12 protein-coding genes are annotated in these 13318 nt (G+C 71.1%); 4 read left to right on the top strand and 8 right to left on the bottom strand.

The genetic code is table 11. The features are described from left to right. The first annotated feature begins 75 nt into the window (after positions 1 to 75). The 4 genes from ACIBI4_RS11320 (at position 76) to ACIBI4_RS11305 (ending at position 4667) form a co-directional block, all read left to right on the top strand. Positions 76 to 975: an ABC transporter ATP-binding protein gene (locus tag ACIBI4_RS11320; protein WP_399203462.1), complete on the top strand. Its 900-nt coding sequence runs from the start codon at positions 76 to 78 to the stop codon at positions 973 to 975. Further along, entirely contained in the window at positions 972 to 2264 is a 1293-nt protein-coding gene (locus ACIBI4_RS11315; RefSeq protein ID WP_399203461.1) for an FtsX-like permease family protein, read from the top strand. Before ACIBI4_RS11320 ends, ACIBI4_RS11315 begins: the two co-directional genes overlap by 4 nt. A 358-nt stretch (positions 2265 to 2622) precedes the next feature. Continuing rightward, on the top strand, positions 2623 to 4032 hold the full coding sequence (locus tag ACIBI4_RS11310; RefSeq protein WP_399203460.1) for a sensor histidine kinase: 1410 nt from the start codon (positions 2623 to 2625) through the stop codon (positions 4030 to 4032). Further along, a complete protein-coding gene (locus ACIBI4_RS11305; RefSeq protein WP_399203459.1) occupies positions 4020 to 4667 on the top strand; it encodes a response regulator in 648 nt (215 codons plus the stop codon). The genes ACIBI4_RS11310 and ACIBI4_RS11305 overlap by 13 nt, the downstream gene beginning before the upstream one ends. A gap of 41 nt (positions 4668 to 4708) precedes the next feature. Here ACIBI4_RS11305 and ACIBI4_RS11300 read toward each other — a convergent pair whose 3' ends face one another. From ACIBI4_RS11300 to ACIBI4_RS11265, 8 genes are all read right to left on the bottom strand, one after another. Then, positions 4709 to 6079, bottom strand: a complete 1371-nt coding sequence (locus ACIBI4_RS11300) for a cytochrome P450 (RefSeq protein ID WP_399203458.1) — start codon at positions 6077 to 6079, stop codon at positions 4709 to 4711. A gap of 243 nt (positions 6080 to 6322) precedes the next feature. Beyond that, positions 6323 to 9127 carry a DEAD/DEAH box helicase gene (locus ACIBI4_RS11295; protein ID WP_399203457.1) on the bottom strand — a complete coding sequence of 935 codons (2805 nt, stop codon included), beginning with the start codon at positions 9125 to 9127 and terminating at the stop codon, positions 6323 to 6325. A 91-nt stretch (positions 9128 to 9218) separates the two neighbouring features. Then, positions 9219 to 10121 (bottom strand): diacylglycerol kinase, encoded by a 903-nt coding sequence (locus tag ACIBI4_RS11290; RefSeq protein ID WP_399203456.1) that lies wholly within the window; start codon positions 10119 to 10121, stop codon positions 9219 to 9221. A 17-nt stretch (positions 10122 to 10138) separates the two neighbouring features. Next, complete coding sequence (gene tatC, locus ACIBI4_RS11285; RefSeq protein ID WP_399203455.1) at positions 10139 to 11092, bottom strand: twin-arginine translocase subunit TatC; 954 nt, start codon at positions 11090 to 11092, stop codon at positions 10139 to 10141. Positions 11093 to 11140: 48 nt separating this feature from the next. Further along, positions 11141 to 11419, bottom strand: coding sequence for a Sec-independent protein translocase subunit TatA (gene tatA, locus ACIBI4_RS11280; RefSeq protein WP_399203454.1), 279 nt, complete (start codon positions 11417 to 11419; stop codon positions 11141 to 11143). Positions 11420 to 11663: 244 nt separating this feature from the next. Next, complete coding sequence (locus ACIBI4_RS11275) at positions 11664 to 11861, bottom strand: hypothetical protein (RefSeq protein WP_399203453.1); 198 nt, start codon at positions 11859 to 11861, stop codon at positions 11664 to 11666. A 10-nt stretch (positions 11862 to 11871) separates the two neighbouring features. Further along, positions 11872 to 12123 (bottom strand): hypothetical protein, encoded by a 252-nt coding sequence (locus tag ACIBI4_RS11270; protein ID WP_399203452.1) that lies wholly within the window; start codon positions 12121 to 12123, stop codon positions 11872 to 11874. 240 nt (positions 12124 to 12363) lie between these two features. Beyond that, entirely contained in the window at positions 12364 to 13317 is a 954-nt protein-coding gene (locus ACIBI4_RS11265; protein ID WP_399203451.1) for a helix-turn-helix transcriptional regulator, read from the bottom strand. Between the last annotated feature and the right edge of the window lies 1 nt (position 13318).

The following is a 13318-nucleotide window of genomic DNA, read 5'->3' as shown; positions in this document are numbered from 1 at the left end:
TTCGGAAAGTCCGAACCTCGATCCGGGTGAACGCACCATGTCGCCTCCCACCTGCGGATTCGTACCGTCGACAGCATGCGAATCCACGACGACTCCCCCGGCGGCCGCACAGCTCACCCGGCCACTTCACCGGCCGGTGACGCGCTCACCATGCACGCGGTCACCCGGCGCCACGGCCGCGGCAACAGCGCGGTGCATGCCCTGCGCGGCGTGAACGTCCGCCTGCCGTACGGCAGCTTCACCGCCGTGATGGGACCGTCCGGCTCGGGCAAGAGCACCCTGCTGCAGTGCGGCGCCGGTCTGGACCGTGCCACGTCGGGGCAGGTGGTGCTCGGCGGGCAGGACCTCGCCGGGATGGGTGAGCGGCGCCTCACACGGCTGCGGCGCTCCCGCGTCGGATTCGTCTTCCAGTCGTTCAACCTCCTCCCCGCACTGACCGCCGAACAGAACGTCCTCCTCCCCCTGCGCCTCGCCGGCTCCCGCCCGGACCGCGCGGCGGCGGCCCGTGCGCTCGGCCTCGTCGGCCTCGCGGACCGAGCCCGGCACCGCCCGGGCGAGCTCTCCGGCGGTCAGCAGCAGCGCGTGGCCATCGCGCGCGCCCTGATCACACGGCCCGACCTCATCTGCGCCGACGAACCGACCGGCGCACTGGACCCCGCCACCGCCGAGGACGTCATGGGGCTGCTCCGCCAAGCCGTGGCCGAGTGGGGCGCGACCGTACTGATGGTCACGCACGATCCAGCCGCGGCCGCGTGGGCGGACCGGGTGTTGTTCCTGCAGGACGGCACGGTCGTGGACGAGGCACAGGGCAGCGACGCCGCGGATATCGCCGCCCGGATGCGCGCGATGCGGACGACGCGGGCGCCTCATGCCATGAGCTCCACGCACGCAGCCGGGCCCCCGGCGGGGCACACCACAGCCACGACCGCTGAGGCGGCCACGGCCGGTGGGACCGTGGAGGTGAGCGCGGCATGACCACCCGCCTCGCCCGCGCCGCCGTCCGGGCCCGCCCCTCCGTCTTCGGCGGCGTACTCGCCGCGCTCACGCTGTCCGCGACCGTGGTCACCGCGAGCACCACCGTGCTCCAGTCGGCCTCCGCCGCACCTCCGTCCGCCTCCCGCAGCCTCCTCACCGAGATGGGCATCCTGTTCACGCTCGTCACCGTCTACCTGTCGATCTTCGTGATCGCCCAGGTGATGGCCCTCGCGGTCGCCCAACGCACCCCGGAGACCGCTCTGTTGCGCGCCGTGGGCGCCACCCCCGGACAAGTCCGCCGGATGGTCGCAGCCGAGGCACTGCTCACGGCCGTACCGGCCCTCCCTCTGGGCTGGCTGCTCGGGCGAGGTCTCGCCGCCGTGTGGTGGAACGGCATGGCGGATCACGGCATGACCCCGCCCGGCGTACACCTCACGAACGGCCTGCTGCCGCCCCTGGCCTCCGCCGGCGTCCTCCTCGTCACCTCCCAACTCGGTGGTCTGCTCGCCGCTCGGCGTGCGGCCCGCACCCGCCCGGCACTCCTGCTCGGCGAGGCCCGGACTCCTCGTCGCCGCACGCCTGTCGTCCGGCTCCTCCTCGCCGGTGCCGCGGCCGCCGGCGGCTGCGCCCTCACCTTCACCGCGAAGGCCTCCGACTCCCCCGGCGAGAAGGTGCCCCTGATCCTCATCGCCTACCTGGTGGCAGTGAGCCTGGCTGGACCGGCCCTGGGCCGGCTCACGGCCTCCCTCCTCTCCGGACCGTTGCGTCTTGTGTACGGCGGCGTGGGCGACCTTGCCGTCATGGGCAGCCGGGCCCGCTCGCACCGGCTGTCCCCCGCGATCACTCCCGTGGCCCTGATGGTGGCCTTCTCCCTGGTGAAGTTCGCCCACCTCGCGACCCAGCCGCGCATCGCCTGGCTCGACGTGTTCGGCACTGCCCTGTACGGGGTGTTCGCGGCCCTCGTCGCCGCCAACACCCTGGTGATGCTGACGAGCGAGCGCCGCCGCGAGGTCGCCTTGCTGCGCGCGGTCGGTGCACAGGCCGGGCAGGTGGTGCGGCTGGTCCTGGCCGAGGGCTGCGTCGTGGCGGCCGCCGGTTTCGGCGCGGGCGTGGCCATGGCCCTCGCGGTGAGCCTGCCCCTGGGCCCGGCGGCCGGATCCCTGGGCGCGCTGCCGCTCACCGCTTGGACCGGCACGGCTGCCGCGGTGCTGACCCTGGTCCTCATCGCATCGACTGCTCCCCTCGCACTATCGCTCCGCCCTGTCGAGGGGCGGCCTCGACTCCCCTGACGAGGAGGCGGCGTTGCACCGGCCCACACGTGTGTGAGCTGCGCGCGGACCCGGGCACCGCCAACGGCCGAGGCACGCGGTCAGCACCGCCGGTCGAGGGCGCGCCGTCAGCACCGCCACCGGCCGAGGCACGCCGTCAGCACCGCCACCGGTCGAAGCACGCCGGACCCGACGCCCACCACCGCGAAGGCACGCCGAACCTCGGCCCCAACAGCCGCCCACCTGTCCGGGGACGACACACTTCTCCTGTCCCCAGGCCACATACGCCCAGCACGCCAACCTCGCTGCCAACGCGCCCTCACCCGCACCCCTTCCCGCCCCGCTCCCTCAACCCCACCGAACAGGACCCCCACCCCGCATGCCCTCCGCGCCCTCGCCGCCCACCCCACCCGCGGCACCCCGGACGCACCCCGTGGTGCGCGCCCTGGACCTCCTCGGCATCCCGGCCTCGGCGCGCGCCCGCCGCGAACTCCTCTATGCCCTCGCCAACTTGGTACCGGGCCTCCTCGGCCTGCTCACCCTTCCCTTGCTGGCTCTCGCCGCCCTCCTCTTGCCGACGCTCGCGGGCCTCCGCCCGCTGGCGGGCGCACTGACCGCCGTCGGGAAACTCGCCTCCGTCCACCGCTACTTGGTACGCGTCCTCCTGGGCGAGGACGTGCCCGCACCGCGCCCCGTCGTACGCACACCGCGACCCACACCACGCCGCACCGCCCAGGCCACGGTCGCCGACCCCGACAGCTGGCGGGCCCTCGCCCACGCCGTCCTCGACGTACCCGTCTCCCTCCTCACCGCCGCAACCCACGTCTTCCTGCGTCTCTACGCACTGGCCGGCATCGGCTACGTCTTCTGGTATCGCCGGATCGAACAGCCCGAGGGCACCGTCGGACTCGTCCTGCCCGGCTCGGACACCCCCCTCGACACCGGCCCCCGCATCCTGGCCGTCACCCTCACCGGGGTGCTCCTGCTCGCCCTCGCCGGCTGGCTCGGACGCCGGCTCTGTGCGCTCTCCCGGCTGTCGGCCCGCGCCCTGCTCGGCCCGAGCCGCCTCGCCGACCGGGTCCGCGACCTGGAGGAGACCCGCGCCCTGGCCGTCCGGGACTCCACGACGGCACTCCGCCGCATCGAACGCGACCTGCACGACGGCGCCCAGGCCCGCCTCGTCGCCGTCGCCATGTCCCTCACGCGTGCCCACAGCGCCCTCGATCCGGCCCGCCGCACCGACGCCGACTCCGACAAGGCCCGTGAGCTGGTGGGCCAGGCGCTGTCCGGCACCCGTACCGCCATCGAGGAACTGCGCGACCTCGTACGCGGCATCCACCCGCCCGCGCTCGACGCGGGTCTTGACGCGGCCCTCGCCTCGCTGGCCTCCGACCTCACCTCCGGCGGCACGAGTATCCGTGTCTCCGCCGATCTCCCGCACAGGCCAGGTGAGGCCATCGAGACCATCGCCTACTTCTGCGCGGCTGAACTCCTCACCAACGCCACCCGCCACGCGGCGGCCACGACCATCGACGTACGCGCCCGACTCGCCGCAGACGCCCTCGTGTTGACGGTCCGAGACGACGGGCGCGGCGGCGCACACCTCGCTCACGGCCAACGCGCGGGCACGGGCCTGGCGGGCCTGGCCGAACGCGTACGCACCGTGGACGGGACACTGACCCTGGACAGCCCGCAGGGCGGCCCGACCCTGGCCACCGTCCACCTCCCCCTCACCACCACCGGCGCCAACCTGCCCACCGACCCGAAGGCCACCCCATGCGCATCGTGATCGCCGAGGACGCCGCCGTCATCCGCGAAGGCCTGGTACAGCTCCTCGCCGATCGCGGCCTCGACGTCGTCGCCGCCGTCGGAGATGCCACCGCGCTCGTCGACGCGGTCGACACGCACCGGCCCGACGTCGTCATCGCCGACATCCGGATGCCACCCACCCACCGCGACGAAGGACTCGTCGCCGCGGTGGAACTGCGCAGGCGCCACCCGGGCCTCGGCGTCCTCCTCTTCTCCCAGTACATCGAGACGCGCTACACCGACCGACTCCTCGCCGACGGCCCGGCCGGGATCGGCTACCTCCTCAAGGACCGCGTCCTCGACGTCGATGACTTCATCGACGCGCTGCACCGCGTCGCCGACGGCGGTACCGCCCTCGACCCCCAGGTCGTCTCGCAACTCCTGGGCGCCCGCTCCGGACTGGGCGCCCTCACCGCGAGGGAGCGGCAGACGCTGGAGCTGATGGCCGAAGGACTCACCAACGCGGCCATCGCCCGCCGCATGGAGATCTCCCAGCGCGCCGTCGAGAAGCACGTGGCGGCCATCTTCACCAAGCTCCGCCTGGAACGCGGCGAGGACGAGCACCGCCGGATCCTGGCGGTGCTGCACTACCTCCGTCAGAGCTCCGTGACCTGAGCCCACAGAAGGGGTAACCGCCGCCCTCGCAGCTCCGCGGGCTACCCTCTGCCCCGCACCATCGCCGTGACCTCCCGGTCGGGCTGCAGCGTGAGGGACGGCACGGGCAGCAACTCCTCCTGGTCGACGAGAAGTTCGTACCGGCGGGCGATGACCGCGAGGATCAGGACGGCTTCCACCATCGCGAAGCGCGCCCCGAGGCAGACGCGTGGGCCTCCGCCGAACGGGTACCAGGCGTCCTCGGGTATCTCCTCGCTCTCCTTGCCGCTCCATCGTTCGGGCCGGAACCGGTCCGCTTCCTTGAACCAGCGCGGATCCCGGTGGGTCGCCCACTGGCTGCTCCACACGCGGGTGCCCTTCGGCATGGGACGCCCGCCGATCGACGCCCCCTCCTTCGCCAGACCCGTGAGAAGCCAGATCGTCGGGTACAGCCGCAGCGTCTCCTTCACCACGGCCTGGGTGTAGGTGAGGTCCGCGTAGTCGTCGAAGCCGGGGTCGCGGTCGCCGAGGACGCGGTCGAGCTCCTCTCCCAGAGCGGCGCGCGCCTCGGGGTTGCGGGACAGGAGATACCAGGCCCACACGAGGGTGGAGCTGGTGGTCTCATGGCCGCCGATGTAGAGCGTGACCGCCTCGTCGCGGATCTCGACCTCGGTGAGCCGCGCGCCCGTCTCGTCCTGCGCCGTGAGCAGCCGGCTGAGCAGATCCGGCCGCTCGTCCGGAGCATCGCGGTGCGCGGCGACGATACGGTCCACCTCCGCGTCGATCACGGCCGCGGCCTTCTTGATCCGGGCGCGCCCGGGCGTCGGCACCCAGTCGGGAAGCACCGCGCCGAGCCCGCTGAACTCCGCGCCGATCTCCTTGAGCGCCACCTCCATGGCCTCGCCGATCACCTCGGAGTCGGACTCCGTGTCGACGCCGAAGATGGTGGAGACCGCGATCCTGCGCGTCAGCGTCGCCATCTCCTTCTTGATGTCCACGCGCCGCCCGTCCGACCACGACTCTGCGGTCTCGATGGCGCACGAAGCCATCGTCTCCGCATAGGACTTGACCTGCTTCGGCCGCACCGAGGGCTGCACGAGGGAGCGCTTGCGCCGCCAGTCCTTGCCCTTGGCGACGGTCACGCCGTTGCCGAGCACCGTACGGAACGCGATCCCCAGGTCCGGCTGGTCGAAGGTGCCCTCGATCTCCCGCATCAGCTCGCCTATGTGGCCGGGCTCGGTGAGGAACACACAGGAGGTGCGGCCGAACCGCCAGCCGACCATCGGCCCCTGTTCGCGCAGCAGCTCGAAGAAGGCGAGCGGGTCCTTGCCGAACTGCGGCAGGTTGCCGAGCAACGGCACGCCCCGTGGCCCCGGCACGAGCTCGGGGCCCTGCGGCGGTGTGCCGACGGCCGCTCCGGGCTGCGTGGTCATGGTCGAACTCCCCTCCCCGGCGGCGCAGTTGGATCAGTGCCGCGTGTCACGCCATGAAATCGGATGCCTCGAACCCCCGCCACCCCTGTGGATAACTGGTCGAGGCCACCTTCATCAACCGGTATGACAAATTCCCCCTCACCCCCTCGCCCACGGCCTTCTCACACGTCAAGCCTGTGGAAATGCCGATGCGCCGCCCCGCAGAAGCGGAGCGGCGCATCGGCCACGTACGGCGATCGCGTCTCAGCCCACGGACGAGTAGGCAACCACCCCGCGCAGCAACGCATCCACGGCCTTGCGCGCGTTCTTCGCCACGGTGCTGTCCTCCCGCGGCGCGGCAGCCGCGATCTGCCCGAGCACATCGATGACCTGCTTGCACCAGCGCACGAAGTCACCGGCCGGCATCTCCGCCTCGCGCAGCACCTCGTCCAGGCTCTTGTCGGATGCCCACATGTACGCGGCCCACGCGAAGCCCAGATCCGGCTCGCGCTGGCCGACGCCCTCGGTCTGGCTGATGCCGAAGTCCTCCTCGAGGGCGTCGAGCCGCCCCCAGATCCGCACCATGTCGCCGAGCGCCGCCTTGGCCTTGCCCGAGGGCAGCTTGGGCGCCAGCGCGTCGTCGCTCTGCCGCGCCTCGTACACCAACGCCGAGACACAGGCGGCCAGTTCGGCAGGGGTCAGGCCCTCCCAGACCCGCTCGCGCAGACACTCCGAAGCGAGCAGATCCAGCTCGCCGTAGAGCCGCGCGAGCCGCTTGCCGTGCTCCGTGACCTCGTCGCCGCGCAGGTAGTCGAGCTCGGTGAGCAGGGCGACGATGCGGTCGAAGGTGCGCGCGATCGTGTTCGTACGCCCCTCGATGCGCCGCTCCAGCTGCTTCGTGTCCCGCAGCAGCCGGTGGTAGCGCTCGGCCCAGCGTGCGTGGTCCTCGCGCTCGTCGCAGCCGTGGCAGGGGTGCGCCCGCAGCTCGGCCCGCAGACGCGTGATCTCGCGGTCGTCGGCCGCCGCCGCACGCCCTCGCTTGTGCCGCTCGGGCCGGATGTGCCCGGCCTTGGTGCGCAGCGCGGACGCGAGGTCGCGACGGGACTGCGGCGAACGCGCGTTGAACGACTTGGGGATCCGCATCCGGTCGAGCGCCTCGACCGGCACCGGGAAGTCGATCGACGCGAGCCGCTTGACCTGCCGCTCCGCCGTGAGCACCAACGGCCGCGGCCCGTCGTGCTGTTCGAAGCCGCGATGCCCGTTGGACCGCCCCGCGGGCAGCCCCGGGTCGAGGACCAGCGCGAGCCCCGCGTACTTCCCGGTCGGCACATGGATCACATCGCCGGGCTTGAGCTTCTCCAGGGCGACGGCGGCCTCGGCACGGCGCTGCACGGCGCCCTGCTTCGCCAGCTCGTTCTCCCGGTCCTTGAGCTCGCGGCGCAGCCGTGCGTACTCGTCGAAATTGCCGAGGTGGCAGGTCATCGACTCCTTGTAACCGTCGAGCCCTTCCTCGTTGCGCTGCACCTGACGCGAGATCCCGACCACGGACTTGTCCGCCTGGAACTGCGCGAACGAGGTCTCGAGCAGCTCCCGCGAGCGATGCCGCCCGAACTGCTGGGTGAGGTTCACCGCCATGTTGTACGAGGGCTTGAAGCTGGACCGCAGCGGATACGTACGCGTGCCGGCCAGACCCGCGAGCGCCTCCGGGTTCATCCCGCGCTGCCACAGCACCACGGCATGGCCCTCGACATCGATCCCGCGCCGGCCCGCACGCCCGGTGAGCTGCGTGTACTCGCCGGGGGTGATGTCGGCGTGCTGCTCGCCGTTCCACTTGACGAGCTTCTCGAGGACCACCGAGCGCGCGGGCATGTTGATGCCGAGCGCCAGGGTCTCGGTGGCGAACACGGCCTTCACCAGGCCGCGTACGAACAGCTCCTCGACGACCTCCTTGAAGGTCGGCAGCATGCCCGCGTGGTGCGCGGCAATGCCCCGCTCCAGAGCTTCGAGCCACTCGAAGTACCCGAGGACGTGCAGGTCCTCGTTGGGAATCGCCGCCGTCCGCTCCTCGACGATCTCGCGCACCCGCATCCGCGCGTCCTCGTCGTTGAGCCGCAGCCCGGCATACAGACACTGCTGTACGGCGGCCTCGCAGGCGGCGCGGCTGAAGATGAAGGTGATCGCGGGCAGCAGGCCCTCGGAGTCGAGCCGGTCGATGACCTCGGGCCGCGACGGCGTCCAGATCCGCGAGCGCTGTCTGCGCTCCCGCTCCCGGTCGGCCTCGCGGCCGCGCCGCCGGTCGCGGCCGTACGTCGGCCTGCTGGCCTCGAGCCGCGCCATCCGGACGAGGTCGGGGTTGACCTCGCGCTTCTTCGCGGACGACTCCTCCTCGAAGAGGTCGTACATCCGCCGCCCGGCGAGCACGTGCTGGAACAGCGGCACGGGCCGGTGCTCCGAGACGATCACCTCGGTGTCGCCCCGTACGGTGTCGAGCCAGTCGCCGAACTCCTCCGCGTTCGACACCGTGGCCGAGAGCGAGACGAGGGTGACTGATTCGGGAAGATGAATGATCACTTCTTCCCATACGGCGCCCCGGAAGCGGTCGGAGAGGTAGTGCACCTCGTCCATCACCACGTATCCGAGGCCGCGCAGCGACTGCGAGCCCGCATAGAGCATGTTCCGCAGCACCTCGGTGGTCATCACGACCACGGGCGCCTCGGAGTTGATGCTGTTGTCACCCGTCAGCAGACCGACCTTGTCCGCGCCGTAGCGCTTCGCGAGGTCCGCGTACTTCTGGTTGGAGAGCGCCTTGATGGGCGTGGTGTAGAAGCACTTCCTGCCCTGCCCGAGCGCGAGGTGCACGGCGAACTCGCCGACGATCGTCTTGCCCGAGCCGGTCGGTGCGGCGACAAGGACACCCTTGCCGCTCTCCAGCGCCTGGCAGGCCTCGATCTGGAAGGGGTCGAGACCGAATTCGTACATCTCGCGGAAGGGGGCGAGAGCGGTGGCCTGCTCGGCAGCGCGCACCCGTGCTGCCGCATAACGCTCGGCCGGTGAGAGGTCCTCTGTCATGTTGCTTCGAGCGTACCCGCAGCCACTGACACCGTCGCGATCTTTGTTGACCCGGCAACGAGCAAGCATCGAGCAGGGCGGCGGGCTTCTCCTACGAAGCGCGCGGCGGAGCCAGTACGCGTACGGCCCCGGGCACGCACTCCGCGGTCAGCGGCAGCGGTCCGAGCGGCTCTCCGTCGGCGTACCCGGTGATCCCGGCCGCCTCGACGCTGATCTTCGCCGCGCGGTGCACGGTGACCTTGGGATGGTCGATGTGCGTCCCCTTGTACACCCGCGGGAAGACCTTCAGCAGGGTCGCGCGCGAGCAGTCCCCGACGACGGTGATGTCGAAGAGCCCGTCGTCGACCTGGGCGCCGGGGCAGATCCGCATGCCGCCGCCGTACGAGGCTCCGTTGCCGACCGCGATCAGGGTGGCGTCGACCTCCTGGACGGGCCCGTCGTCCAGGCGTATCCGGAACGGGAACGGCTTGAACGCGGCCAGCTCGGCGACCATGGCGAGGTCGTACTTGTAACGGCCCGTGGGCCAACGCATCCGGTTGCCGCGGTCGTTGACCCGGGAGTCGAAGCCGGAGGCGAGGACCGTGCCGAAGTAGCGCCCTCCGATCCGGCCGGCGTCCACGGCGCGTGCCGTGCCGTCCTTGAGGGTCCGCGCGGCCAGCGACCCGGCGGCCTCCGGGTCGCGTATCGGCAGGTCGAGTGTGCGGGCGAAGTCGTTGCCCGTGCCGACGCCGATGATCCCGAGGGGGGTGTCCGTGCCGGCGACGGCCTGCAGCGCGATGTTGATCATGCCGTCGCCGCCTACGGCGACCAGCGCGCCCGTACCGCCGTCGACGGCCTCACGCGCGCGTCTCAGCGCGTCGTCGGCATCCTCGCCGACGACCGTACGGACGGAGAATCCGGCGTCCCGGAACGCGCGAGCGGCCGGCTGCGCCGCGTGGGCGCCCCGGCCGCGTCCCGCGGTGGGATTGACGAAGAGGGTGATCTCGCTGGTCACGGGCCGGACCCTACCGGTCAGGTGATGTCGTCGTAACCGTTCATCCGGCGGTCGCCGTCGCCGGATGCCTGCTCGGGCAGGGCCTTGGAGGCGGAGACGGTCTCGACCTCGCCGATGTCCTCGGGGGTGAGGTCCAGGTCGGAGGCCTCGTCGTCGTCCGGACCCTCGGCCTCGGCCCGCGCCCGCCGCTTGTCGTTGACCAGCGAGATCCCGGTCGCACCGAAGTACAGGATCCAGATCGGGACGGCCAGGGCGAGCATCGAGATCGGGTCGGTGCTCGGGGTCGCGATGGCCGCGAACAACGTGATGCCCATGATCATCGCGCGCCACCAGCTGAGCAGCTTGGCGCCCGAGACGATGCCGCCGAAGTTGAGCATCACCAGGAGCAGTGGCAGCTGGAAGGCGAGCCCGAAGACGACGATCATCCGCATGATCAGGTTGATCAGCTCGTCGAGCGGCAGGAAGTTCTCGCTTCCGACGATCGAGAACTGGATCAGGACGCTGGCCATCTTCGGCAGCGACCAGTACGCGAAGTACGCGCCGAGCAGGAACAGCGGGAACCCGGTGAAGACGAGCGCCAGGGAGTACTTCTTCTCGTTCTTGTGCAGACCGGGCGCGATGAAGCCCCACAGCTGGTACAGCCAGACCGGCGTGGCCAGGACGAGCCCCGTGGTGAAGGACACCGTGAGGGCGAGAGTGAACGGGCTGATCAGACCGTTCTGCGTGATGCGGGCGCACTTGCCCGCGCCCGAGTCCTGAAGCTCCTTGAAGCCCATGTCACAGCCGACGGCACCGAGGATCGGATTCGTGAAGAACTCGATGACGTCCCGGTAGATCAGGAGCGAGAGAACTGTCGTGACAATGATGGCCAGCAGGCTCTTGACCAACCGGCTGCGCAACTCACGCAGGTGCTCCTGGAGCGGCATCCGCCCCTCGGGGTCTTTCTCCTGCTTGCGGGCAGACTTGAGCAACCCACGTCCTCATCTCGTGCGGCAGGCCGGACGTGACCTGCTCTGCGGTCAGCGCTGCGTCGTGTCCGTCGGCTCGGTCACCGGGCGCGAGCTCGTCACGTCGCCGGGAGCGGCCTGGATCGTGCGCGGAGCCTGCTGCTCAGGAGCGGGCTGCGCGGCGGACGCCGTGCTGTCCTTCGCGTCGTCGGTCTTCATCGCCTTGGCCTCGCTCTTGAGGATGCGGGCGGACTTGCCCAGCGAGCGCGCCATGTCGGGAAGCTTCTTGGCTCCGAACAGCAGGATGATCACGACGAGGATCAGGATGATCTCGGGGGCCCCGAGGTTCATAGCTGTGTACCTTCTTCACCGAGGCGACAGGGAACGTGGTGCCCGGCACACCGGACTAGACATCCGATCACCGCGCTGACAGCGATCGTAACCCCCGGGAGTGAACCTGAGGCAATGCCTGTGCGTACTCCCGGTTGCCGACCCGGCGCCTCTTTGCCGGGTCACTGCCTCAGCAGCGTACCCGTCCGGCCAGGCAAGTTGGAGACCGCGCCGGGCATTTAACCGGTAACGCGATACGGCGGCGTCAGCGCGCTTCGCGTCCGCTGCGGGCCATGTCGGTGGCGGCCCGCTCAAGATCGTTCGACGCGTCCGTGATCTTCCTTGAGGTCTCGGCGACTTGAGCCCCCAGGCGGCGGACCTCGACGAAGACCCGTACGGCGAAGAACGCGAGCACCACGAGCCCGAGGAAACCGAGCGCGATGGCGATCATGGGCCAGAACATGGGCGCCAGCCTAGACCGTGGAGTGCAGGCGCAGCGTGCGGACCCCGCCGCCCGTGAGGAGTTCGACGATGCGCTCCCCCGCGGGCTTGCGGACGGCCGCGCCGCAGTCGGGGCAGGTGAAGGAGTAGAAGGTGGTGCGGTGGCTCGCACCCAGGACCAACCGCAGGGCCGCGGAGGCCAGTACGAAGCGGGAGCGGCAGTCGGGGCAGCCGGCGCGGAAGACGGCGGGCGCACCCACGACCGTACGGCCAATTCCGGACATTTCCGAATTAACGGTATTGGTGGTGTTGTTGGGTGATGAGGGAGCGGGTGCCGTGTCGGGCGAGTACCAGCGCCCCACGGTGCCTTCGCTCCACCCCCCGGCCGACCCGTCCCGCACGCCGGAGCCAGAACTGCCCTCGCCCCTCGGTGTCCGCACCGTCACAGCTCCCTCCGGTCCTGCCCGTACGCCTGGATCAGTCGTTCTCGCCGTCCCCCACGGCTCGTAGCATCGCGACGGAGGTCACACCGTCTCGTACGCCTCCAGCGCACTGCGCGCCGCTTCGCGTGCGCTGTCCGCCAGGTCCTGCGGCGCCACGATGTGCCCGTCGCGGCCGAGCCGCAGCGCGAGGCGCTTCAGCGAGGCCGGGTCCGGGGTGCGCAGCGTGATGCGGAGCCCGCCCTCGGGCAGCTCCTCCGCACTGTCGTGCGGGTAGTACTCGGCGACCCAGCGGCCGCCCGCACCCACCTCGATCACGACCTCGGGATCATCGGCCGAGGGCTGGACGAGCCCTTCGGACAGATCCCGCAGCTCCAGCTCGGGCGGCGCCGCCGCCTCGTCGAGGATCCGGATCTCGGCGACCCGGTCGAGCCGGAAGGTGCGCCGCGCCTCGGAGCGATAGCACCACGCCTCCATGTACGTGTGGCCGAGCGCGAAGAGCCGGATCGGGTCGACCTCGCGCTCGGTGAGCTCGTCGCGCGCCGGCGAGTAGTAGCGCAGCCAGAGGCGGCGGCGCTCGGAGATGGCGCGGTCGACCTCGGCGAAGACACCGCCCTCGGACTCGAACGTGACCGAGAGCCGGTCACCGGCCGCCGCGGTCTCGCCCGCCGCGGCCTCCAGCTTGGCGGTGGCGCGCAGCAGCGCCTGCCGGTCGCTCTCGCGCAGCCCGGGCAGGGTGGCGACGGCGCGCGCGGCGACGAGCAGCGCGGTGGCCTCGTCGGCGGCCAGCCGCAGCGGCTCGGCGACGTCATCGGGGTTGTGCCACCAGATGCGCTCGCCGTCGGTGTCGATGTCGAGCAGATCACCGCCGCGGAAGCTCGTACCGCACAGCGGAAGGACGTCGAGGTCGGAGATCAGCTCCGCCTCGGTGACCCCGAAGGCACGGGCGACATCCGCCACATGCGCGCCGGGGCGCTCGCGCAGATACGTCACCAGGGACAGCATGCGCCGGGTCTGGTCGATGGCATTGGCAGCCATG

It is taken from the genome of Streptomyces sp. NPDC050418 (genome assembly GCF_044458745.1).
Lineage (GTDB): Bacteria > Actinomycetota > Actinomycetes > Streptomycetales > Streptomycetaceae > Streptomyces.
The sequence above is the reverse complement of the archived record's forward strand: the minus strand, read 5'-3'. Positions and strand labels throughout refer to the sequence as shown.

What these genes read in the sequence shown, in the direction of transcription:
- tatA (WP_399203454.1), bottom strand. Translation starts at nt 11,419, where the DNA reads ATGAACCTCGGGGCCCCCGAGATCATCCTGATCCTCGTCGTGATCATC.
- ACIBI4_RS11310 (WP_399203460.1), top strand. Translation starts at nt 2,623, where the DNA reads ATGCCCTCCGCGCCCTCGCCGCCCACCCCACCCGCGGCACCCCGGACG.
- ACIBI4_RS11300 (WP_399203458.1), bottom strand. Translation starts at nt 6,079, where the DNA reads ATGACCACGCAGCCCGGAGCGGCCGTCGGCACACCGCCGCAGGGCCCC.
- ACIBI4_RS11295 (WP_399203457.1), bottom strand. Translation starts at nt 9,127, where the DNA reads ATGACAGAGGACCTCTCACCGGCCGAGCGTTATGCGGCAGCACGGGTG.
- ACIBI4_RS11320 (WP_399203462.1), top strand. Translation starts at nt 76, where the DNA reads ATGCGAATCCACGACGACTCCCCCGGCGGCCGCACAGCTCACCCGGCC.
- ACIBI4_RS11265 (WP_399203451.1), bottom strand. Translation starts at nt 13,317, where the DNA reads ATGGCTGCCAATGCCATCGACCAGACCCGGCGCATGCTGTCCCTGGTG.
- ACIBI4_RS11275 (WP_399203453.1), bottom strand. Translation starts at nt 11,861, where the DNA reads ATGTTCTGGCCCATGATCGCCATCGCGCTCGGTTTCCTCGGGCTCGTG.
- ACIBI4_RS11305 (WP_399203459.1), top strand. Translation starts at nt 4,020, where the DNA reads ATGCGCATCGTGATCGCCGAGGACGCCGCCGTCATCCGCGAAGGCCTG.
- ACIBI4_RS11270 (WP_399203452.1), bottom strand. Translation starts at nt 12,123, where the DNA reads ATGTCCGGAATTGGCCGTACGGTCGTGGGTGCGCCCGCCGTCTTCCGC.
- ACIBI4_RS11315 (WP_399203461.1), top strand. Translation starts at nt 972, where the DNA reads ATGACCACCCGCCTCGCCCGCGCCGCCGTCCGGGCCCGCCCCTCCGTC.